Origin of the sequence: Actinomadura coerulea (genome assembly GCF_014208105.1) — a bacterium.
GTDB lineage: Bacteria > Actinomycetota > Actinomycetes > Streptosporangiales > Streptosporangiaceae > Spirillospora > Spirillospora coerulea.
Window position 1 is genome coordinate 6,375,421 of record NZ_JACHMQ010000001.1, and the last position, 21,351, is coordinate 6,396,771.

Sequence of the window (21,351 nt, forward strand, 5' to 3'; positions counted from 1 at the left end):
ATTGACCACCTGTTGTCGCTCATTTTGGTCACAGATATCCGCGGGAGCCGCGTCATAGCCGGGACACCGCGCCGTTGGAGGGGTGTGGACGGCGTCTTGGGCGGGGTCGTCCACGCGGCGGGTGCGTTCGTTTCATCGAGGGGGTGGAACGAACGCACCCGTCCGTCAGGTGATCTCGGCGCGGCCCATGTCGGACATCGTGCCGCTGGTCCCCGGCGTCTCCCACCGCACGCCGCAGTCCCTTCCGGACAGCTCGACGGTGGCGATGGCGTTGTCGAACCAGGGGCCGTTCGTCATCCGCCACCGGATCGGCGGGGCGGGCACCTTCGCCAGCTTCGCCAGGACGCGGAACGGCCGTCCGGCGGCGCGCGAGCAGGCGATGCGGTTCGCCCACCGGAACTTGCCCTCCAGCGGGTTGCGCAGGGGCGAGCAGACGATCTGGGTGATCTTCGACCGGGTGGCGGGCTCGGTGATCCGCGCCAGGTAGGAGTAGTGGATGTCGCCGGACAGGAACGAGATGCTCGCCGGCGCCGGGCCGCGCTCCCCCCGGCCGACGGCGACGACGCCGGCGGCGACGGCGCGGAACGACTTCTCGAACGCGGCCCAGTGCTCCAGGTCGGCGGCCTGGCGGATCTTCTCGCCGGCGGCCGCGCCCCGCCTGCCCCACGCGCCCTCGGCCATGGCCTCGTTCCACGACTCGGCGTGGTGGATGGCCATGGGCAGCAGGTAGGGGAGCGAGCTGGCGATGAGCAGGTGGTCCACGCCGCCCTGGCACTGGCCGTCCAGCCAGTCGAACTCCTCGTCGTCGAGCATGCCGCGCCGGTCGGCCGTGAGGAGGCGGGAGCACCGGCTGTCGACGACGATCAGGCGCGTGCCGGCCCAGTCGTGGGCGTAGCTCCAGCGCATGGTCTCGGGCTGCTTGTCGGCCTTCTCGGCGAACGCGTCCAGGACGGCGCCCGCGTCGCCGGTCTCGTCGGAGGCGGCCCGGACGGCCTCGAAGACGGGGTCGGACGCCCGGTCCTGAGGCGACATGTTCCCGAGGTGCTGGTAGATCCAGTACGACCCGATGCCGCCCGTGATGCGCGCCTTCCACCAGGGCTGGGCCCACATCTCCCGCCGCCAGGTGTACGAGGTGTTCCAGTCGTCGCGGATGTCGTGGTCGTCGAAGATCGTGAACGTGGGGACGGTGGACAGCAGCCACCGGACGGCCGGGTCGTCGTGCCAGGCGAGCTTGTAGAGCTGGGTGTAGTCCTCGTAGTCGGCGACCTCGTCGTCCGGCGGCGCGCCCGGGGCCCGGCGGCCGCCGATGAACTCGCGCATCTCGGGGGTCAGTTCGTCGGCGTACACCTGGTCGCCGACCATGAGCAGGACGTCCGGCCAGACGGCGTCGTCCCCGCCGGTCCGGAGCCTGTCGGCGAACGCGGTGAGGGCGTCGTGCCCGTACTCCTCCACCGTTCCGGGCGAGCGGCGGCAGGAGCCGAAGGAGATGCGCAGCTCGCCGTGCTCGCGCAGCGTCCTGATGTGGGAGGCGGGGAAGCCGGCGCCGGCCTCGGGCCAGACGGTCTCGCCGTCCGCGACCACCTCGTACGGGATCCGCGCCCCCGGGGAGAGTCCGTCGATCTCGACGACGGCGTAGTGGTGGCCGTGCGCCGTGAAGGTGCGGGCGGCGGCGTCCACGCCCTGCTTCCGGTTGACGACCCTGACCTCGCACGGACGATCGGTCTCCACCCAGATCGTCGCGGTGCGGTGACTCACGTGCCGGAGGTGGGGGCCGAGTACCAAAGCGGTCATAGAACGCCTCTCTAGCGGACGGGCGCCGATGTGTCCACAGCGCGGCGGGCCGCATGCCGTCCATGCCGCCCGCCGGGAGGGCGGCCGGGCCCGCGCCGGAGGTCAGCGGGAGCCCAGGACCTCGTGCTCCTTCTCAGGGGGCAGGCCGACCACGGGACGGTCGGGACGCTGCGGAGCGGTGCCGCCTATCGACCGGAGCCAGGCCCAGGTGTCCGCGACCGTCTCCTGGACGGGCCTGCAACGCAGCCCGGCGGAAAGGGCCTTGGCGACGTTCCCCCGGTGCAGGGTGTCGTAGGCCTCGCCGGGTGGGAGCCAGACAGGAAGGTCGGTCCACGGCTCGATGCCCGCTTCCAGGATCGCTTCCGGGGCCGTCCAGACGAGATTCGCCCGCGATCCCGTGACGTCGGCGCAGGCCTGGAGCAGCTCTTCCATCGTCGTGTGGTCGGGTGGGCTGACCAGGTCGTAGGGCCCGCCGAGTCCGTGCTCGACGGCGTCCAGAGTCCAGGTGGCGAGGTCCCGCACGTCGATGTACTGGAGGCCGGCGTCGCGCGGGCCGGGCGCCAGGACGTCGCCGCCCCGTGCCATGCGCGTCAGCCACCAGGGAAGCCGCCCGATGTTCTCGTACGGGCCCAGGATGAGGCCCGCCCGCACCAGGAGGGCGTTGTCCCCGTACACGTCGAGTGCCGCGAGTTCGCCCCCGCGCTTCGCCGCCGCGTAGTCGACATCGCCGTCGTCCGGGGAACCGTCCACCACCTCGGCTTCTTCGCCGCGCCCGGACGGTTCCGGATACCGGTAAACCGAACGGCTGGAGATGTAGGCGTACCGCGTGACACGTCCGTCGAGCAGGCGCGCTGCATTCCGGACGACGAACGGTGCGCCGGACCAGGTGTCGACGACGGCGTCCCATTCCCCGTCTTCAAGTGCCTTGAGGCCGCCCTCTGCGGTGCGGTCGCCGTGCAACGACACGACTCCCTGGGGCGGCTCATGGCGGCCCCTGTGGAAGACCGTGACGTCCCAGCCGCGGGCGAGAGCCCCTTCGGTGATGGCCCGTCCGACGAACTCCGTCCCGCCCAGCATCAGAAGCCTCATGGAAGAACTCTGCCTTCCGTACCGGCCGGATGTCGAAATCGGGTGGGTCCGAGTGTCCGGTACCCGGCCCGCCGCCTCGGAAAGGTCCGGCGCACGGACCGGCGCGGTTGCGGACGACCCCCAACCGGCGGCGCGGAGGGAACCGATTCCGGGGCCGGCGGCCCGCACCGACCCTGACCGCCCGTCATACCAGGTGGTATTTATACCCCATTCATGATTGTTGCTAGAAATCTATGGATTGGCGTTGCAAGCGGCAATGTTCTGGCTATGGTCGAGTTCCTGCAACTCTCATTCGGTGGGGAAACGGTCTTGGGCATTGACGGGTGTCTCGCGTCGATGATGACCATTCCGGGGGCGCGGCGGGTCACGCTGGTCGACTGCGCCAGCGGGCTCGCCGTGGCGGCGGCCGGCCGGGAGGACGTCCTCGACCAGCACGAGGACGCGGCCGGCGCGACCGACGTGGTGCGGGCGGTGCTGGCGTCGCCGGCGCTCAGCGCCACCGCGGCGGGCGACGACGTCGAGGAGATCATCGTTTGCGGAACGGATGGATATCACTTGCTGGCCCTTACCGGAGCGAATATCGACGGCCATCTCTTCGTCCATTTGCTGCTCGACCGGGAGAATGGCAACCTCGCGCTCGCCCGGCTCCGCATGCGCGACCTCCTCGGCGAGATCACGGGCGGATGACATGGCGGACGCGAACACGGGATGGGTCGCCGGAGCCCTGGCGGACCTGGAACGGGAGAAGGCCACCGGCCTGCTGCGGGTGGGCGGCGACGGCGCGTTCCATGTGGACCGCGGGGCCGTCACACTCGCCGAGAGCCGGCACGCGCCGGGGCCGGGCGACCTCCCCGGCGGGGCCGACCCCGAACTGGCGGGCCTGCTCGCCATGTTCGACGCCGCCTGCCTCCTCCTCGACTCGCGGGCCGAGCCGGCGTTCACCGAGGGGGCGCCGGGCGGCGGCCCCCGGCGGGTCACCGTGGCGACGCTCGTCCACGAGCAGCGCCGCCGCCGCGCCCTCCTCGACGCCGCCTGGCCCGACGCGAGCGTGGACGTCGCGCCGGTGGTGCCGGTCCGGCGGGTCAGGCGGCAGCGCGTCATCCTGACCGGCGTCCAGGCGGAGATCCTGCTCAACGCCGACGGCAGCCGCACCCCCGCGCAGCTGGCCCGCGAACTCGGGCGGACGGTCTTCGCGTCCCTGCTCGCCGTGCGGGGGCTCGCCGCGGCGTCGCTGGTGCGGACCGGCCCGCCGGACGGGCCCGGCGCCGCGCCCGTCCGCGGCGAGGTCCCCGCCGACTGGGCGCCCGCGGACCACGACCTGCTCGTCCGGCTCCACGCGGCGCTGGTGGAGCTCCGCTGACCGTGCTGGGGACCGAGTGGCTCACTTGATCGAAAGGCTGGCGAAGGTGGCGAAACGAGCGGGGGCCGGCGCGGCGGGGGCACCGGGCGCACCCGGTGTACCGGCCGCGGGCGCGGCCGCGGTGCGGGCGACCGAGCAGGCGGTGGCGGTGGAACTGAGGGCGCTGCGGGCCCGCGTCCCGCAGCTCGGCGGGAGCCTCGTGGCCTCGGTGGACGGGCTGCTCATCGCGCACGACCTGCCCGGCTCCGTCGAACCCGCCGGCATGGCGGCCGTGACGGCGACGGGGCTGTCCCTCGCGCACCGGATCGCGCAGACCGCGCACGGCGGCGCCTTCCACGAGGTCGTGATCCGCGGCGTGGACGGCTACGTGGTCATCTACGCCGCCGGCCCCACCGCGTCCCTCACCGTCCTCGCCGATCCGGACGTCAACGTGGGCCGCCTCCACCTGGAGTCGCGGCCCGCGGCCCGCGCCGTCGCGGCCTGCCTCACGGGCGCGCGCCGCCCCTGACGGCGCGCCGCCCACCACAACGAAGCGCACACGACAAGGAAAGGGAGCACCATGTCCAACCTCGATCTCGCGCTCAAGGACATGATGACGATCGACGGGGCCATCGGCGTCGCCGTCGTCGACTACAACAGCGGGATGGCCCTCGGCCAGCTCGGCAGTTCCAAGGCCCTCGACCTCCAGGTCGCGGCCGCCGGGAACACCGAGGTGGTGCGCGCCAAGCTCCGCACGATGGACCAGCTCGGCATCAAGGAGGAGATCGAGGACATCCTCATCAGCATCTCCAGCCAGTACCACGTCATCCGGCCGGTCACGGGCCGCAAGGGCAAGGGGCTGTTCCTCTACATGGCCCTCGACCGCGCCCGCGGCAACCTCGCGCTCGCCCGCCACCGCCTCCGCGAGATCGAGGAGAACCTCGAGATCTGACGCACGCGAAGGCGGCCCCGGGGGAGCCCCCGGGGCCGCCTTCGCGCGGTCACTTCGTGAACTTCGGGCTTCTCGACGGCTGGACGGTCAGGCGGTCGGCGGCCTCGTCGAGGTCGACCACCACCCCGTCGCCGTCGCGGACCTCGCCGGACAGCAGCTCGCGGGCGAGCTGGTCGCCGATCGCCGTCTGCACGAGGCGGCGCAGCGGCCGCGCGCCGTACAGCGGGTCGTAGCCGGTCAGCGCCAGCCACTCGCGCGCCGCGGGCGTCACCCGCAGCGCGAGCTGCCGGTCGGCGAGGCGGTCGGCCAGCCGGTCCACCTGGAGGTCGACGATGCGGGTCAGCTCGTCGGTCGACAGGGCGTCGAACAGGATCACGTCGTCCAGGCGGTTGAGGAACTCCGGCTTGAAGGAGTTCCGGACGGCGTTCCACACCGCCTCCCGCTTGGCCCCGTTCTCCAGCGTCGGGTCGACGAGGAACTGCGACCCGATGTTGGAGGTGAGGATCAGGATCGTGTTGCGGAAGTCGACCGTGCGGCCCTGGCCGTCGGTGAGGCGGCCGTCGTCCAGCACCTGCAGCAGGATGTCGAAGACCTCCGGGTGCGCCTTCTCCACCTCGTCCAGCAGGACCGCCGAGTACGGGCGGCGCCGGACGGCCTCGGTGAGCTGGCCGCCCTCCTCGTACCCGACGTATCCGGGCGGCGCGCCGACGAGGCGGGCGACGCTGTGCTTCTCGGAGTACTCGCTCATGTCGATGCGGGTCATCGCCCGCTCGTCGTCGAACAGGAACTCCGCGAGCGCCTTCGCCAGCTCCGTCTTGCCGACGCCCGTCGGGCCGAGGAACAGGAACGAGCCCGTCGGCCGGTCGGGGTCGGAGATGCCCGCGCGGGCGCGGCGCACCGCGTCCGACACCGTGCGGACCGCGGCCTCCTGCCCGATCAGCCGCCGGCCGAGGTCGTCCTCCATGCGCAGCAGCTTCGCCGTCTCGCCTTCGAGCAGCCGCCCCGCGGGGATGCCCGTCCAGGACGCGACCACGTCGGCGACGTCGTCCGGGCCGACCTCCTCCTTGACCATCGTGTCGCGGGTCTCGGCCGCCTCCGACGCCTCCTCCAGCTGCTTCTCCAGCGTCGGGATCTCGCCGTAGACGAGCCGCGAGGACGTCTCCAGGTCGCCGTCGCGCTCGGCCCGCGCCGCCTCGCCGCGCAGCTGGTCGATCCGCTCCTTGATCTCACCGACCCGGTTCAGCTCCGCCTTCTCCCGCTCCCAGCGGGCGTTCAGGCCGCTCAGCTGCTCCTGCCTGTCGGCGAGGTCGGCGCGGAGCCGTTCGAGGCGCTGCCGGGACGCCTCGTCGGTCTCCTTCTCCAGGTTCATCTGCTCCATCTTCAGCCGGTCGACGGCGCGCTGCAGCTCGTCGACCTCGACCGGCCGGGAGTCGATCTCCATGCGCAGCCGGGACGCGGCCTCGTCCACCAGGTCGATCGCCTTGTCCGGCAGGAACCGGGAGGTGATGTAGCGGTCCGACAGCGTCGCCGCCGCCACCATCGCCGAGTCGTTGATCTGCACCTTGTGGTGCGCCTCGTACCGGCCCTTCAGCCCGCGCAGGATCGCGATCGTGTCCTCGACGGTCGGCTCCCCGACGAACACCTGCTGGAACCGGCGCTCCAGGGCGGCGTCCTTCTCGATCCGCTCCCGGTACTCGTCCAGCGTCGTCGCGCCGATCATCCGCAGCTCGCCGCGGGCCAGCATCGGCTTCAGCATGTTGCCGGCGTCCATCGCGCCCTCGGCCGCGCCCGCCCCGACGACGGTGTGCAGCTCGTCGATGAACGTGACGACCTGCCCCTCGCTCTTCCTGATCTCGTTCAGGACGGCCTTCAGCCGCTCCTCGAACTCGCCGCGGTACTTCGCGCCCGCGACCATCGCGCCGAGGTCGAGCGAGACCAGCCGCTTGCCGCGCAGCGACTCGGGGACGTCGCCCGCGATGATCCGCTGTGCCAGACCCTCCACCACGGCGGTCTTGCCGACGCCGGGCTCGCCGATCAGCACCGGGTTGTTCTTCGTCCGGCGCGACAGTACCTGGATCACGCGGCGGATCTCCGGGTCGCGGCCGATGACCGGGTCGAGCCGGCCGTCGCGGGCCGCCGCCGTCAGGTCGACGCCGTACTTCTCCAGCGACTGGTAGGTGCCCTCGGGGTTCTCGCTCGTGACGCGGGCGTGGCCGCGCACCTTCTCGAACGCCTCCAGCAGCGCCTCGGGCGTCGCCCCGAACTCCTTCAGCAGGCCCGCCGCCGGGCCGCCGTCCGCCGCGAGCCCGACCAGCAGGTGCTCGGTCGAGACGAACTCGTCCTCCAGCTGCCGCGCGCGGGCCGCCGCCGTGTTGACCGACCGCTGGAGCTGGCCGGACAGCCGCGGCGTCGCCACCGTCGACCCCTGCGCCTTCGGCATCGCCGCGAGCTGCTCCTCCGCCCGCCGCCGGATCACCTGCCAGTCGGCGCCGACCGCCTCCAGCAGCGGCACCGCCGTCCCGTCCGGCAGCCCGATCAGGGCCACCAGCAGGTGCTGCGGGTCGACCTCGGGGTGCCCCTCGGCCGCCGCCCTGCGGACCGCGATCGACAGCGCCTCCTGGCTCTTCTGCGTCAGCTTGTAGTCCATCGCCCCACCCCGTGCTCTGCTCCTTCTGGGGGACGACCCCCCAGACCCCCGACGACCGTTTTCTCAGTCCGAATTGCGCTCGTGCCAGACCACGACGCTCGTGCGCCTGATGGGCACGAGGTCGGCGCCGGGAGTGCCGTCCGGTTCCCCGTGCCGCCGCTGCTGCGCCAGCCGCGCCGCCACCGCACGGGTCGATTCGAGTTCGTTCGCGAGGTCCTCCAGCGCCGCGTGCGCCTTGGCGAGCTCCTCGCGGAGCCGCACGTTGTCGCGCTGCAGCTCCAGGATGTGCTTGATGCCGGACAGGTTGACGCCCTCCTCCTGGGAGAGCCGCTGGATCTCCCGGAGCATCACGATGTCCCGCATCGAGTAGCGGCGCCCCCGGCCCGCCGTCCGGCCGGGGGACACCAGGCCCATCCGGTCGTAGGTGCGCAGCGTCTGCGGGTGCAGTCCGGACAGCTGCGCCGCCACGGAGATCACGTAGACCGGAGTGTCGTCGCCGAAGGGATCCATGAAGATCACTCCTGTCTGGCCTGCTGGAGGAGGTCGGCGCGCAGGTCCTCGCCCGCGCCCGCCGTCCGGAGCCGGTCCAGCGCCTCGCGCGCCTGCTCGTCGAGCTTCTGCGGGACGTGGACGTCGACGGTGACCAGCAGGTCGCCCTTCGTGCCGTCGCGCCGCGGAGCGCCCCGGCCCTTCACGCGGAACTTGCGGCCGTTCGGGGTGCCCTCGGGCAGCTTCAGCGTGACGGGCTGCCCCTGGAAGGTCGGCACCCGGATCTCGCCGCCGAGCGCCGCCTCGGGGAAGGTCACCGGGACGGTCAGCGTCAGGTTGTCGCCGCTGCGCCCGAACACCTGGTGCGGCAGCACCTTGATGTTCACGTACAGGTCGCCCGCCGGGCCGCCGTTCTCGCCCGGCGCGCCCTTGCCCTTCAGCCGGATCTTCTGCCCGTCCGCGACGCCCGCCGGGATGCGGGCCTGGATGGTCCGGGTGCCGGTCGCGCGGCCGCTGCCGTGGCAGATCGGGCACGGGTCGTCGACGACGAGGCCCCGGCCGCGGCACTCCTTGCACGGCTCCTGGAAGCCGAAGTTGCCGAGGTTGCGGGTCTCGTGACCGGTGCCCTCGCAGTTCGGGCACACCCGCGGCACGGTGCCGGCCTTGGCGCCCGTCCCGCGGCAGCCGTGGCAGGACGCCTCGCTGGTCAGCTTGATGGGCACGGTGACGCCGTTCATCGCGCGGCCGAACGACAGGGTCACCTCGGTCTCGACGTCCGCGCCGCGCCGCGCGCGCCGCGTTCCCGCCGTGCGGGTGCCGGCGCCGCCGCGGCCGCCGAACAGGCCGCCGAACAGGTCGCCGATGCGCTCCCCGGCGCCGCCCGGCTGCGTCCCGCCGCCGGTCTGGCCGAACAGGTCGCCGAGGTCGAACCCGAAGCCGCCGCCCTGCTGGCCGCGGAAGCCGCCCGGCATCGAGCGCACCGCGTCGTACTCCTTGCGGCGCTTCTCGTCGGACAGGACGTCGTAGGCCTCCGAGACCTCCTTGAAGCGGTCCTCGGCGTCGGTGTCGCCCTTGTTCGCGTCCGGGTGGTACTTGCGCGCCAACTTCCGGTAGGACTTCTTGATCTCCTCCTGGGAGGCCGTCTTCGCGACACCGAGGACCTTGTAGTAGTCCTTCTCCAGGTAGTCCTTGGTGCTCACGGCGCCCCGCCTTCTGCTATCGCCACTTGCCACATGTCTTCACGCCCCTGCGGGGCCCGCCCTCGCGGGCGGGCCCCCTGGGGATCATTCGCCCTGTTCGTCGTCCGCGTCGCCCGGCCCGCCGCCGGACTCGCCGGCTCCGGAGTCCGGAGCGGGGTCGGCCACCGCCACGCGGGCGGGCCGCAGGACCCGCTCGCCGATGCGGTAGCCGGGCTGCAGGACGTCGATGACGCTCGTCTCGGTCACCTCGGCCGAGTGCGAGTGCATCAGGGCCTCGTGCACGACCGGGTCGAAGGGCTCGCCCTTCTCCCCGTACCGCTCCAGGCCGAGCTTGCCGGTGACCGCCTCGAGGCTCTCCGCGACGGACTTGAACCCGCCGGTGAGCTCCTCGTGCGCCCGGGCGCGGCCGATGTCGTCCAGCACCGGGAGCAGCTCGGACAGCACCTGCCCGAGGGCCTGCTCGCGGACCGCGACCCGGTCGCGCTCGACGCGCTTGCGGTAGTTGTCGTACTCGGCCTTCAGCCGCTGGAGGTCGGCGAGCCGCTCCGCCAGCTGGGTCTTCAGCGAGGAGTCCTCGCCCGTGGCCTTGGCGCCGCCCCCGTCCACCGGGGCCTCCGGGGCCGGCGGGGTCTCCCCCGCCTGCGCCCGGACCTCACCGGTCTCGGGATCGATGCGCCGCTTGTCGCGGATCACCGGGCCCTCCTTCTCCTCGCCCCCGTTGGGAGAGGACGTCACGACGCATCACCCTTCGGCTTGTCCTCGTCCACGATCTCGGCGTCGACGACCTCGTCGTCCTGCTGCCCGCCGCCCTGGGCGCCGGCCGTCGGCCCGTGGTCCTCGGCACCGGCCTGGGCGCCCTCGGGGTTCTGGGCGTACATCGCGGCGCCCATCTTCTGGCTCACCTGCGCGAGCTTCTCGGCGCTGCCCTTGATCGCGTCGACGTCGGTGCCCTCCAGGGCCTTCTTGACCTCGGCGACCGCGTCGTTCACCTCGGTCTTCAGCTCCGCGGGGACCTTCTCGTCGTTCTCCCGCAGGAACTTCTCGGTCGAGTACGCGAGGGTGTCGGCCTGGTTGCGGACCTCGGCCTCCTCCTTGCGCCGGCGGTCCTCCTCGGCGAACTGCTCGGCGTCGCGCATCATCTTCTCGATGTCGTCCTTGGGCAGCGCGCTGCCGCCCGTGATGACCATCGACTGCTCGCGGCCGGTGCCCTGGTCCTTCGCGCTGACGTTCACGATGCCGTTGGCGTCGATGTCGAAGGTGACCTCGATCTGCGGGACGCCGCGCGGCGCCGGCGGCAGACCGGTGAGCTGGAAGGTGCCGAGCTTCTTGTTGTACGCGGCGATCTCGCGCTCGCCCTGGTAGACCTGGATCTCCACGGACGGCTGGTTGTCGTCGGCGGTGGTGAACGTCTCCGACCGCTTGGTCGGGATCGTGGTGTTCCGCTCGATGATCTTGGTGAAGATGCCGCCCTTGGTCTCGATGCCGAGGCTCAGCGGGGTCACGTCCAGCAGCAGGACGTCCTTGACCTCGCCCTTGAGCACGCCGGCCTGGAGGCTGGCGCCGATCGCGACGACCTCGTCGGGGTTGACGCCCTTGTTCGGCTCCTTGCCGCCGGTCAGCTCCTTGACCAGCTCGGAGACCGCGGGCATCCGGGTGGAGCCGCCGACCAGGACGACCTGGTCGATCTTGTCCACCGAGATGCCGGCGTCCTTCAGCACCTGCTGGAACGGCGCCTTGGTGCGCTCCAGCAGGTCGGAGGTCATCCGCTGGAACTCCGCGCGGGTGAGCTTCTCGTCCAGGTGCAGCGGGCCCTCCGCGGACGCGGTGATGTAGGGCAGGTTGATCTGCGTCTCGGACGAGCCGGACAGCTCGATCTTGGCCTTCTCCGCGGCCTCGCGGAGCCGCTGGAGCGCCATCTTGTCCTTGGACAGGTCGACGCCGTTGGCGTTCTTGAAGCGCTCGACCAGCCACTCGACGACCTTGTTGTCCCAGTCGTCGCCGCCCAGGTGGTTGTCGCCGCTGGTGGCCCTCACCTCGACAACGCCGTCACCGACGTCCAGCAGGGACACGTCGAACGTGCCGCCGCCGAGGTCGAAGACCAGGATGGTGGCCTCCTTCTCCTTCTCCAGGTGGTAGGCCAGCGCCGCCGAGGTCGGCTCGTTGATGATGCGCAGGACGTTCAGCCCCGCGATCTGGCCGGCCTCCTTGGTGGCCTGCCGCTGGTGGTCGGAGAAGTAGGCGGGGACGGTGATGACCGCGTCGGTGACCGTCTCGCCCAGGTAGCTCTCGGCGTCCCGCTTGAGCTTCTGCAGCACGAACGCGCTGATCTGCTGCGGGTTGAAGTCCTTGTCGTCGATCTTGGTCTTCCAGTCGGTGCCCATCTCGCGCTTGACCGACCGGATCGTCCTGTCGACGTTGGTCACCGCCTGGCGCTTGGCGACCTCGCCGACCAGGACCTCGCCGTTCTTGGCGAAGGCGACGACGGACGGCGTGGTCCGCGACCCCTCCGCGTTCGCGATGACGGTGGGCTCGCCGCCCTCCAGGATCGCGACGACCGAGTTGGTCGTCCCGAGGTCGATGCCGACCGCACGTGCCATGTTTCTCGTCCTCCGTCGTATCCGGTGTTATCGCAGCCCCGGTCGCCCCCGAGGCGCGGCCGGTTGAGTCTTCTGCCCGCTAGGTTGCCCGGCGATCCCATCCTTGTCAAATGACTTGAGTCGGCCGGACTCAACTTTGCTGACGACCTCTACAACAGGACGAGTGAGCGCCCTATTCCGGTTCCCGGCACGGGTCCGACGGCGCGGAGATCGCCTGGACGGAGGAGAACGGCCCCCGCGGCCGTCCCTCGGCAGGAGGAGCCTTCCCGGGAGCCCAGGGACCCCGGTATGACGGCGGCGCCACGTCCCGACCGTGGACCGGGCGGTCTCTCAGAGCGGGTCGGGGCGGCGGCCCGGGACGACGATGCCGTGCTCGTAGGCCAGCACGACGGCCTGGACGCGGTCGCGCAGGTGGAGCTTGGCGAACACGCTGCCGACGTGGCTCTTGACGGTGGCCTCGGTGACGACGAGCCGCGCCGCGATCTCCTGGTTCGACAGGCCCTGGGCCACGAGCAGGAGCATCTCGCGCTCGCGGGGGGTCAGCGCGGTCAGCAGGTCCGGTGACGGCCGGATCGGGTCGGTGCGGTCGGCGTAGTCCTCGATCAGACGGCGGGTGATCGACGGGGACAGCAGCGCGTCGCCCTGGTGGACGACGCGGATCGCCTCCAGGAGCCGCTCGCGGGGCGCGTCCTTCAGCAGGAACCCCGACGCCCCGGCGCGCAGCGCGCCGAACACGTACTCGTCGAGGTCGTAGGTGGTGAGGATCAGCACGCGGGGCGGACGGTCCGCGGCGGTGAGGCGGGCGGTGGCCTCGACGCCGTCCATCCGCGGCATCCGGACGTCCATCAGGACGACGTCGGGGCGCAGCTCCGCCGCCCGCACGAGGGCCTCCCGGCCGTCCGCGGCCTCGCCGACGACCTCCATGCCGTCCTGGGTCTGCAGGAACAGCCGGAAACCGATCCGGATCAGCTCCTGGTCGTCGACGATCATGATCCGGACGGTCACGCCCGCCCCCCGACCGGCAGCCGCGCCGCGACCCGGAACCCGCCGCCGGGGGCCCGGCCCGTCTCCAGCTCGCCGCCGAGCACCGCGACCCGCTCCCGCATCCCCACCAGGCCGTGCCCGCCGGGGCCCGGCTCGCCGGTCGCCGTCCCGTCGTCCTGCACGCGCACCTCCAGGTCCGCCCCGCCGTAGAACAGCCTCACCGTGACCAGTGTCGCCCCGGCGTGCTTCAGCGCGTTGGTCAACGCCTCCTCGATGATCCGGTAGGCGGACAGCTCCACCCCGCTCGGCAGGTCCAGCGGCTCCCCGGTGATCTCGAGCCGGACCGGCAGCCCCGCCGCGCGGTAGCCGGCGACCAGATCGTCCAGGTCCGCCAGTGAGGGCTGCGGTCGCGTCTCCGCCGCCTCCCGCCCCCGCAGCAGGACGAGGATCCTGCGCAACTCGGCCAGGCTCTGCTCGGCGCTGGCCTCCACCTGCTCCAGCGTCCGCGCGGCCACCCGAGGTTCGGTCTCCAGGACGTCGCGGGCGCCGCGGACCCCGATCAGCATCACCGTCACCGAGTGGGCGACGATGTCGTGCAGTTCGCGGGCGATCGCGCCGCGTTCGCGCTGCGCCGCGATCAGGTCGAGCTGCTCCCGCTCGCGTTCCAGGGTCGCGGCCCGGTCCTCCACCGCCTGGACGTAGCGGCGGCGCGTCCGCATGTAGGCGCCCAGCGCCCACGCCCCGATCGACACTGGCGGGCTGCAGACGTTGTCGACCTCCAGGAACACGGCCACTGGTGCCAGCACCGCGAGCGAGACGCGCCGGTCGCGTGTCTCGGCGAGCGACCACAGCGCGACGACGGCCGGCGCGCCTCCGGGCGAGTACCCGGCCGCGGTCACCACGGCCGCCGACGCGACCGCCACCGCTGTCACCGCCACCCCGAACCGGCGGCGGGCCAGCAGCACCGCACCGGTGAGGACGGTCACCGCGATCGGTAGGGGCACGGCCTCGGTGCCGTCGTTGAACAGCAGCCCCACCTCCACGATGACCGCCGCCGCGGCGAGCACGACGTCGAACAGCACCGGGCGGTGCGCGGCCCGCAGGCCCCGCACCACCCGGATCCTCGCCGCCGTGTTCACGCCAGGTCACGCCGTCGTTCGCACACGACAGCGACCAGTACCGCGAGCATCGTCCAGACCGCGAACACCGCCCCGGCCTGCGCGACCGTGAGGGTCGTGTTGTGGCTCCCGCCGGTCATGATGTCCACCGCGCCGAACGGCGAGAGGTTCGCCTCCCGCTCCCACGCCCCGCTCACCAGGGGCTGCACCACCAGGGCCAGGATCAGCAGGACCACCGCGCCGACGACCGGCCCGCGGATCAGCGCACCGAGCGCCGCGCCCAGCACCGTCGCCAGCACGAGCGCCGCGACGTTGCCCGCCACGACCTCGGCGACCTGGCCGGACGTCAGGTCCGGGCCCGGCCGGCCGGCCAGCAGCGGCAGCGCCACGCCGACCGCGACCGCGTTGACCAGCAGCGCGAGCCCGAGGCCGGTCAGCGCGTACGCCGCGATCCGCACCGCCAGGACGGTTCCGCGGCCGCGCCGGGCCACCAGCGCCGTGGGCGCGGCGGTCCGGTGGCGGTACTCGCCCGCCGCGCCGACCAGGCCCCACAGCAGCAGGAGGACCGGGAACCCCGCCATCGCCTCCTTCTTCTCCGCCACCTCGTCGATCGTTCCCGACGCCACGGCGACGAGCACCGCGTTCAGGGCGGCGAAGGCCGTCCCCCCGGCCGCGAACCCCCACACGGCACGGGTCGTCACCGACTTGAGCAGTTCCCCTCGAAGCAGGCCGATCATCGCTCCACGCCTCCGGTCAGTTCGAGGAACACGTCCTCCAGCGACTCGACCTCACCGATCGGCCCCTGGTGCACCAGCCTGCCCTGGTCGATGACGACCACGTCGTCGACCGTCTTCGACGCCTCCGCGAGCAGGTGACTGGACAGCAGCACCGTGCGGCCCTTCGCCGCCCTGTCCCGCAGCATCGTCCGGAGCCAGCGGATCCCCTGCGGGTCCAGCCCGTTGGCCGGCTCGTCCAGCACCAGGATCTCCGGGTCGCCCAGCAGTGCGGCGGCGAGCCCGAGCCGCTGCCGCATCCCGAGCGAGAAGCCGCCGACCCGGCGGCCCGCCGCCCGGGTCAGCTCGGCGGTCTCCAGGACCTCCTCGACGCGGCTCCGCGGCAGCCCCGCCGACAGCGCCAGCGCCCGCAGATGCGCGCGGGCCGACCGGCCGGGGTGCGCGCCGCACGGCTCGATGTGGACGCCCATCCGGCGCGCGTCCGGCACCATCGAGGCCACCGGCGCCCCCAGGACCGACACCGTGCCCGCCGACGGCCGCGCCAGCCCCACGACGGCCTTCATCGCCGTCGTCTTGCCCGCGCCGTTCGGGCCGAAGAAGCCCGTCACCGCCCCCGGCCGGACGGTGAACGTCAGATCGTCGACCACCGTGCGCCGGCCGTAGCGCTTCGACAGCCCCTCCACCCTGATCGCCGGGGTGGCCTCAGTCCGTGTTGTCATGGGGCCCAGCCTCGGCCCCCCGCGTCTCCCGGTCATCCGACCACGGTCGAGACCCGTTCTCCGACCGCGGCATGAGTCTCCTCGCCGGCCGGCTCCGACCGGGGCCCGCCGAGCCGCCCGCCGTGAAGCCGATCGGCCGCTGCGGATGATCAACATCGACCGTCCCATCGCGGGACGGCGATGGCAGAGGAGACTCGATGACGCACAGACGCCGGAGCCGGGCCCTGCTCGGCCTCCTGACGGCGGCCGGGGCGCTGGCCGCGGTCCCGCCGCCCGCCCACGCCGCGCCGAGCCCGGCGGGCGGCTTGGACACCCGCGGCTCCTGGCAGGTGACCCTGCTGACCGGGGACGTCGTCGCCGTCCGGACGGTCAAGGGCAGGCCCCCGCTCGTCTCGGTGACCCCCGCACCCGGCCGGGAGAAGCGCTCGTTCCGCAAGGAGGTCCGTCCGAACGGGCACGTCGTGGTCGTCCCGATCGACGTCGCCGGACTGGTCGGCCGGGTGGTCGACCCGGGGCTGTTCGACGTCACCGCTCTGATCGCGCAGGGCTACGACGACGCCCGCAGCGCGGACCTGCCGCTGATCGTCCAGCACGACGAGGGCGTCCGCTCCCTGCCGGCGCTCGGCGGGACGCTCGACAAGACGCGCGACCTGCCGAGCATCGGCGCCGTCGCCGTGCGGCAGCCCAAGGGCGACGCGAGCGCCCTCGGCAGGAGACTGGCCGGGATGCGCGGCCCTTCCCCGAAGGCGACGGGCGGGATCCGGCACATCTGGCTGGACGGCAAGGTCGAGGCGACCCTCGCCCCGACCGCCCCCGCGCCCGCGCTCGCGCCCGCCGCGGCGCCCGCGACAGGCCGGCTCGACCGCAACCTGCGGCAGGTCGGCGCGCCCGAGGCCTGGCGCGCCGGATACACCGGCAAGGGCGCCAAGGTCGCCGTCCTGGACACGGGCGTGGACGCCGGGCACCCCGACCTCAAGGGCCGCATCGCCGAGACGCGGAACTTCTCCGAGTCGGCCGACACCGCCGACCGGTTCGGGCACGGCACGCACGTCGCCTCGACCGTCGCCGGAACGGGCGCCGCCTCGGACGGGCGGCGCAGGGGCGTCGCCCCGGACGCGGACCTGCTGATCGGCAAGGTCCTCGACGACGAGGGCTCCGGCACCGACTCCAGCGTGATCGCCGGGATGGAGTGGGCGGCGCCGCGCGCCGACGTCGTCAACATGAGCCTCGGCGGCGCCCCCACCGACGGCACGGACCCCCTCTCGCTGGCCCTGAACGACCTGACGAAGGAGCACGGGACGCTGTTCGTCGTCGCGGCGGGCAACGACGGCCTCGTCGGGTCGGTCGGCTCGCCCGGCACGGCCGACGCCGCGCTGACCGTCGGCGCGGTCGACGCCCGCGACCGGCTCGCGGAGTTCTCCAGCCGGGGGCCGCGCGGGCACGCCGCCAAACCGGAGATCGTCGCACCGGGCGTCGACGTCGTCGCGGCCCGCGCCGAGGGCACCGCCATGGGCACCCCGACCGGGGCGGCCTACACGAAGGCGTCCGGGACGTCGATGGCCGCGCCGCACGTCGCCGGCGCCGCCGCGCTGCTCGCCGCGAAGCACCCGGACTGGGAGCCGTCCCGCCTCAAGGCCGCCCTCGTCGGGACGGCCGACCCCGCGACCGGCGGTGACGCCTACGAACGCGGCGCGGGACGCCTCGACGCGGGGGAGGCGGCGAGCAGCCCCGTCCTCGCCGCGCGGAGCATCGTCGACCTCGGCACGTCACGGTTCCCCGGGCACGGCGCGCTGTCGACGAAGCTCGGCTGGACGTCCCAGTCGTCCGGCCCTGTCCGCATGCGGTTGAGCGTGGAGGTCGTCGACCGCCGCGGGCGCGCGGCGAACGGCGCCGCGAGCGTCCCGCCGGGCGTGGACGTCCCCGCGGGCGGCACCGGTGAGGCCACGCTGACCGTGGACGCGGCCGAACTCGCCGACCGTCCCGGCCTTTACTCGGCCGTGGTGACGGCGGAGGGCGGCGGAGCCGTCCTCCGGACGCCCGTGACGTTCTACGTCGAGCCTCCGTCGCACGACCTCACGATCAAGGCCACGCCGCTGCCCGGCACGGACCCGGCGAACTTCTCCGCGTCCGCGACGGTGGTGAACCTGGCCGACATGGCGGTGTTCTCCGAGTGGGCCGACGCCACCGGAACGGTGAAGGTCCGCGTCCCCGAAGGCCGCTACGCGGTCCTCGGCAACGTGGACGACTTCGGCGACTGGCGTTCGGCCCTCGCCGGGGACCCCGAGGTGGTCGTCGGCGGGCCCACGACCGTCACGCTCGACGGCGCCGCCGCCGTACGGGTCGGGGCGCGCGTCGAGGGCACCGAGACCGAGCAGGCGATGATGTCCGCGGACATGGTCCGCGACGCCGGCCAGGGGCTGTGGTGGTACAGCGCGTACTCCTTCGACCCCGCGAACGCGCCGGTGTACGCCCAGCCGATGGACGGCGCCAAGACCGGGACGTTCCACGCGTACACCAACCACCGGCTGACCGCGCCCGGCACCGTCTACGACGTCGTCCGACCCCTCGGCAACGGAATCCCCGCCGACCTGACGCACGTGGTGACGGCCGCCGAGCTCAAGCGGATGGCCCGCGTCGACCAGCGGTTCGCCGCGTTCGACGGGGATCCGGGCATCCCGATGAGCGAGAAGCGCTACGGCATCAGCCCGGAAGGCCTGCTGACGTTCGAGGGCGGCGGTGACGTCAAGCCCGGGACGTCCCGTACCGACTACGTCTCGACCGGCCCCGGCCTGCTCTGGGGGGACGAAGGCTTGGTCAAGTTCGGTGAGGACTTCTGGGTGGACCAGGGCGCCTTCAGCGAGCTGAAGCCGGGTGAGCGGGTCTCCGCCCGCTGGGGCCGCCAGCCGCTTCGGCCCGGACCCTACTCGGGTACCGGCGTCACCCCCAGCGGCTGCGCCCGGTACCCCGCGGCCCGCACCGGCCAGAGCATGCGCATCGCGCTCGTCGACCTCCAGACCCGTCCAGACGGGTTCGACTGCGCCATGCACGAGGTGAAGGGGCACATGGCGCTGTACGCGGGGGAGGAGAAGGTCGGCGAGAAGGACGGCCCGTACGGCGAGTTCACCGTCCCGCCCGGTGAGGCGGAGTACCGGCTGGCGTACGAGAACGACGCGTCGGCGATCCTCCCGGTGTCGACCCGCACCTCGACCTCCTGGACGTTCCGCTCCCGCGAGCCGCGCGGTGACAGGAGCGTCAACCTCCCGCTTCTGCTCGTCGACTACGACCTGAACCTCGACCTGCGCAACCAGCCGTCCGGCGAGCCCGCCGTGTTCACCGTCGCGCGGATGGCGGGCTCCGGCGAGGCCGCGGTCACCGGCCTGCGGTTCTGGACGTCCGTGGACGACGGCGAGACCTGGCAGCACGTCCAGGTGAGGCCGCTCGGCGGCGGGCGGTTCGGCGCGCCGCTCCCGGCGCCGGTCAAGGGCCAGACCGTGTCGCTGCGCGTCACCGCGAAGGACGCGGGCGGCAGCGGTATCGACCAGCGCGTCATCCGCGCCTACCGCGTCCGGTAGCCGGGCCGCGGGCGAGCGGGACGTGCTTCTGCCCGTCGCGCTCGCGATCGATGACCGGGTCGTCCGAAGACCGGCTGGACGGACGCCGTGCCGAAGCCGCCCGCGAAGCCGCCCTTCTGACCCGAGGTCGCGAACGCCCCCCGCCCGGTGCCCGGGCGGGGGGCGTTCGCGCGTGAAGGGTGATCGGGGGATCGGTTGAGAGCCGGGTGACCGAGCACTCCCCCCGACGACGAGGATCACTCCATGGCCCACCACCACCCGCCGGATCCCGGGTCCCGGTCCGGTGCGGCGCCGGACGCGTCCGGCTCCGACGCCTCGGACGCGGCGGCGATCGTCCGGTCGCGGCGCGAGCCCGCCGCGTTCGCGGAGATCTTCCACCGGCACTTCACCGCGATCCACGGGTACGCGGCGCGGCGCCTCGGCGTCGACGCGGCTGACGACATCGCCGCCGAGACCTTCCTCGCCGCCTTCAACAAGCGCGGCCGGTTCGACCCCGACCGCGGCACGGTCCGCCCGTGGCTGTACGGCATCGCGACGCGGCTGATCGGGCTGCACCGGCGCTCGGAGGGCCGCCGCTACCGGGCGCTGGCGCGCACGCCCGCCGAGCACGTCCAGGACGGCCACGAGGACCGGGTCACGGCCCGCGTCACGGCCGGCGGCGCGGGCGCGGACCTCGCCGACGCGCTGGCCCGGCTGCCGCGCGGCGACCGGGACGTGCTGCTGCTGGTGGCGCTGGCCGACCTGACCTACGAGGAGGTCGGGCAGGCGCTCGGCCTCAAGACGGGCACCGTCGCGTCCCGCCTGCACCGTGCCCGGCGCCGCCTGAGGGAGTCGCTCGGCGGAACCAATCCCGCGCTGATCGTTGAGGAGACGCCCGCGTGAACGAGATCGACATGAACGAGACGGCCCGGGTCCGGCGGCTGCTGGGCGAGCCGCCGCCCCCGTCGGCGGAGGCGTCGGCGCGGGCGCTGGCGAGGCTGGAGGAGGCGATGGCGCCGGGCGGGAGGCACGTCCGCCCGGCCGGGGCGGGACGGCGGCGCTTCGGCCGGCCGTTCCAGCTGGGCGTGGGGCTCGTCGCCGCCGGGACCGCGGCGGCCGTGGCCATCGTGGTCGCCGGCCAGGGCTCACCGGATTCGCCGGGCGGGCCGCCCGCGGCCGTCGACCTCGGCCGGCAGGCGGTGCTCGTGGCGGCGGACAAGGCCGCCGAGCAGCCCACGGGCAACTACTGGTCGGCCGAGAGGATCAGCGGCCAGGCCTACGTGGTGCGGGCGAGGACGGGAACGTACGCGATCTTCGGTGCGCACGACGAGACGTTCTTCTGGGCCGGTGCGCGCAAGGGCATGGGCGAGGCGTACTACGCCCGTGACCTGCCGGCCCGTCCGCAGACCCCGCAGGACGAGGCGCTGTGGCGCAAGGCCGGGTCGCCGTCGGACATCCGCGTCTGGTCCAACGACCACTACTCCACCTACAGCACCAAGGCGACGAAGTGGCGCTCGGAAGGCCCCGAGGTCGGCGTCGACCCGGAGGGCGGCGGAGAGTTCCTGGACAAGTCGGTCGAGGAGCTGCGGAACCTGCCGACCGACCCGGCCGAGCTGGCCGAGATGTTCCTGAGCGACGACGCGATGGCGGGCGGCCTGAACCCGGGCTCCAAGCGGGGGACGGCCGAGGCGCTGCGGGCGAAGCCGGGGGTGATCGCCACTCTGAAGATCATGCGGGTGTCGGGGCTCCTCGGCACCCCGCTCCCGCCGAAGGTCCGGTCGGGCCTGATGAAGGCGCTGGCCGCGCAGCCGGGCGTCCATGCGATCGGCGGCGTCACCGACCCGCTGGGCCGCCGGGGCGTCGCGCTGGCGTCCGGCGACCGCGCCGTCACGGTCACCGCGGACTACGGCACGCCGAGGGCCGAGCAGGGGACCTACCGCTACCGCCAGGCGATCGTCTTCGACGAGCGGACCGGCGCGCTGCTGTCGCGGCAGGCCGTGCTGACCGAGCCCGGCGGCCCGTACGCGCGGATGAAGCCCGGTTTCGTCATCGAGTACCAGGCGGTCCGCTCGGCGGGGTGGAGCGACGCCAAGCCGAAGCCGCCCGCGGAGCTGCCCTTCTGAACCGGTCCTCGACCGGCCC

The 21,351-nt window shown here is 73.1% G+C and carries 18 protein-coding genes; 7 read left to right on the plus strand and 11 right to left on the minus strand.

Annotation, left to right across the window (positions count from 1 at the left end):
- Positions 1-165: 165 nt before the first annotated feature.
- Positions 166-1,791 (minus strand): DUF7800 domain-containing protein, encoded by a 1,626-nt coding sequence (locus BKA00_RS29485; protein ID WP_185030539.1) that lies wholly within the window; start codon positions 1,789-1,791, stop codon positions 166-168.
- A gap of 102 nt (positions 1,792-1,893) precedes the next feature.
- Positions 1,894-2,880: an NAD-dependent epimerase/dehydratase family protein gene (locus BKA00_RS29490; protein WP_185030541.1), complete on the minus strand. Its 987-nt coding sequence runs from the start codon at positions 2,878-2,880 to the stop codon at positions 1,894-1,896.
- A 267-nt stretch (positions 2,881-3,147) separates the two neighbouring features.
- Between BKA00_RS29490 and BKA00_RS29495 the strand changes: the two genes are divergently transcribed.
- The 4 genes from BKA00_RS29495 to BKA00_RS29510 are packed head-to-tail and all read left to right on the plus strand — an operon-like array spanning position 3,148 to position 5,171.
- Positions 3,148-3,567 carry a hypothetical protein gene (locus tag BKA00_RS29495; RefSeq protein WP_221493332.1) on the plus strand — a complete coding sequence of 140 codons (420 nt, stop codon included), beginning with the start codon at positions 3,148-3,150 and terminating at the stop codon, positions 3,565-3,567.
- Position 3,568: 1 nt separating this feature from the next.
- The gene (locus BKA00_RS29500; RefSeq protein WP_185030544.1) at positions 3,569-4,240 is read left to right on the plus strand and encodes a hypothetical protein; all 672 of its coding nucleotides are present in this window, start codon (positions 3,569-3,571) and stop codon (positions 4,238-4,240) included.
- A 46-nt stretch (positions 4,241-4,286) separates the two neighbouring features.
- Positions 4,287-4,748, plus strand: coding sequence for a roadblock/LC7 domain-containing protein (locus tag BKA00_RS29505; RefSeq protein WP_230298586.1), 462 nt, complete (start codon positions 4,287-4,289; stop codon positions 4,746-4,748).
- A gap of 51 nt (positions 4,749-4,799) precedes the next feature.
- Positions 4,800-5,171 (plus strand): hypothetical protein, encoded by a 372-nt coding sequence (locus tag BKA00_RS29510; RefSeq protein WP_185030547.1) that lies wholly within the window; start codon positions 4,800-4,802, stop codon positions 5,169-5,171.
- 49 nt (positions 5,172-5,220) lie between these two features.
- Here BKA00_RS29510 and clpB read toward each other — a convergent pair whose 3' ends face one another.
- From clpB to BKA00_RS29555, 9 genes are all read right to left on the minus strand, one after another.
- Positions 5,221-7,818, minus strand: coding sequence for an ATP-dependent chaperone ClpB (clpB, locus tag BKA00_RS29515; protein WP_185030551.1), 2,598 nt, complete (start codon positions 7,816-7,818; stop codon positions 5,221-5,223).
- 63 nt (positions 7,819-7,881) lie between these two features.
- On the minus strand, positions 7,882-8,328 hold the full coding sequence (locus BKA00_RS29520; RefSeq protein WP_185030554.1) for a heat shock protein transcriptional repressor HspR: 447 nt from the start codon (positions 8,326-8,328) through the stop codon (positions 7,882-7,884).
- A gap of 5 nt (positions 8,329-8,333) precedes the next feature.
- Positions 8,334-9,506 carry a molecular chaperone DnaJ gene (gene dnaJ, locus BKA00_RS29525; protein ID WP_185030557.1) on the minus strand — a complete coding sequence of 391 codons (1,173 nt, stop codon included), beginning with the start codon at positions 9,504-9,506 and terminating at the stop codon, positions 8,334-8,336.
- Positions 9,507-9,590: 84 nt separating this feature from the next.
- Positions 9,591-10,241 (minus strand): nucleotide exchange factor GrpE, encoded by a 651-nt coding sequence (grpE, locus tag BKA00_RS29530; protein WP_185030560.1) that lies wholly within the window; start codon positions 10,239-10,241, stop codon positions 9,591-9,593.
- Positions 10,238-12,103: a molecular chaperone DnaK gene (dnaK, locus tag BKA00_RS29535; RefSeq protein ID WP_185030573.1), complete on the minus strand. Its 1,866-nt coding sequence runs from the start codon at positions 12,101-12,103 to the stop codon at positions 10,238-10,240. The genes grpE and dnaK overlap by 4 nt, the downstream gene beginning before the upstream one ends.
- Before the next feature lie 330 nt (positions 12,104-12,433).
- The gene (locus tag BKA00_RS29540) at positions 12,434-13,108 is read right to left on the minus strand and encodes a response regulator (RefSeq protein ID WP_185030575.1); all 675 of its coding nucleotides are present in this window, start codon (positions 13,106-13,108) and stop codon (positions 12,434-12,436) included.
- Positions 13,105-14,199, minus strand: a complete 1,095-nt coding sequence (locus tag BKA00_RS29545) for a sensor histidine kinase (RefSeq protein WP_221493333.1) — start codon at positions 14,197-14,199, stop codon at positions 13,105-13,107. The genes BKA00_RS29540 and BKA00_RS29545 overlap by 4 nt, the downstream gene beginning before the upstream one ends.
- A gap of 23 nt (positions 14,200-14,222) precedes the next feature.
- Positions 14,223-14,942, minus strand: a complete 720-nt coding sequence (locus BKA00_RS29550; protein ID WP_185030579.1) for an ABC transporter permease — start codon at positions 14,940-14,942, stop codon at positions 14,223-14,225.
- Positions 14,939-15,658 carry an ABC transporter ATP-binding protein gene (locus tag BKA00_RS29555; RefSeq protein WP_185030592.1) on the minus strand — a complete coding sequence of 240 codons (720 nt, stop codon included), beginning with the start codon at positions 15,656-15,658 and terminating at the stop codon, positions 14,939-14,941. Before BKA00_RS29555 ends, BKA00_RS29550 begins: the two co-directional genes overlap by 4 nt.
- A gap of 197 nt (positions 15,659-15,855) precedes the next feature.
- Between BKA00_RS29555 and BKA00_RS29560 the strand changes: the two genes are divergently transcribed.
- From BKA00_RS29560 to BKA00_RS29570, 3 genes are all read left to right on the plus strand, one after another.
- Positions 15,856-19,230: a S8 family serine peptidase gene (locus BKA00_RS29560; RefSeq protein ID WP_185030596.1), complete on the plus strand. Its 3,375-nt coding sequence runs from the start codon at positions 15,856-15,858 to the stop codon at positions 19,228-19,230.
- 243 nt (positions 19,231-19,473) lie between these two features.
- The gene (locus BKA00_RS29565) at positions 19,474-20,112 is read left to right on the plus strand and encodes an RNA polymerase sigma factor (RefSeq protein WP_185030599.1); all 639 of its coding nucleotides are present in this window, start codon (positions 19,474-19,476) and stop codon (positions 20,110-20,112) included.
- Complete coding sequence (locus BKA00_RS29570) at positions 20,109-21,332, plus strand: hypothetical protein (RefSeq protein WP_185030600.1); 1,224 nt, start codon at positions 20,109-20,111, stop codon at positions 21,330-21,332. The genes BKA00_RS29565 and BKA00_RS29570 overlap by 4 nt, the downstream gene beginning before the upstream one ends.
- Positions 21,333-21,351: the final 19 nt, after the last annotated feature.

Excerpts from the sequence above, each read along its gene's own strand:
- BKA00_RS29495 (WP_221493332.1), top strand. The coding sequence starts at position 3,148 with ATGGTCGAGTTCCTGCAACTCTCATTCGGTGGGGAAACGGTCTTGGGC.
- BKA00_RS29510 (WP_185030547.1), top strand. The coding sequence starts at position 4,800 with ATGTCCAACCTCGATCTCGCGCTCAAGGACATGATGACGATCGACGGG.
- BKA00_RS29520 (WP_185030554.1), bottom strand. The coding sequence starts at position 8,328 with ATGGATCCCTTCGGCGACGACACTCCGGTCTACGTGATCTCCGTGGCG.
- dnaK (WP_185030573.1), bottom strand. The coding sequence starts at position 12,103 with ATGGCACGTGCGGTCGGCATCGACCTCGGGACGACCAACTCGGTCGTC.
- BKA00_RS29500 (WP_185030544.1), top strand. The coding sequence starts at position 3,569 with ATGGCGGACGCGAACACGGGATGGGTCGCCGGAGCCCTGGCGGACCTG.
- clpB (WP_185030551.1), bottom strand. The coding sequence starts at position 7,818 with ATGGACTACAAGCTGACGCAGAAGAGCCAGGAGGCGCTGTCGATCGCG.
- BKA00_RS29490 (WP_185030541.1), bottom strand. The coding sequence starts at position 2,880 with ATGAGGCTTCTGATGCTGGGCGGGACGGAGTTCGTCGGACGGGCCATC.
- BKA00_RS29555 (WP_185030592.1), bottom strand. The coding sequence starts at position 15,658 with ATGACAACACGGACTGAGGCCACCCCGGCGATCAGGGTGGAGGGGCTG.
- BKA00_RS29550 (WP_185030579.1), bottom strand. The coding sequence starts at position 14,942 with ATGATCGGCCTGCTTCGAGGGGAACTGCTCAAGTCGGTGACGACCCGT.
- BKA00_RS29485 (WP_185030539.1), bottom strand. The coding sequence starts at position 1,791 with ATGACCGCTTTGGTACTCGGCCCCCACCTCCGGCACGTGAGTCACCGC.
- BKA00_RS29560 (WP_185030596.1), top strand. The coding sequence starts at position 15,856 with ATGACGCACAGACGCCGGAGCCGGGCCCTGCTCGGCCTCCTGACGGCG.
- BKA00_RS29565 (WP_185030599.1), top strand. The coding sequence starts at position 19,474 with ATGGCCCACCACCACCCGCCGGATCCCGGGTCCCGGTCCGGTGCGGCG.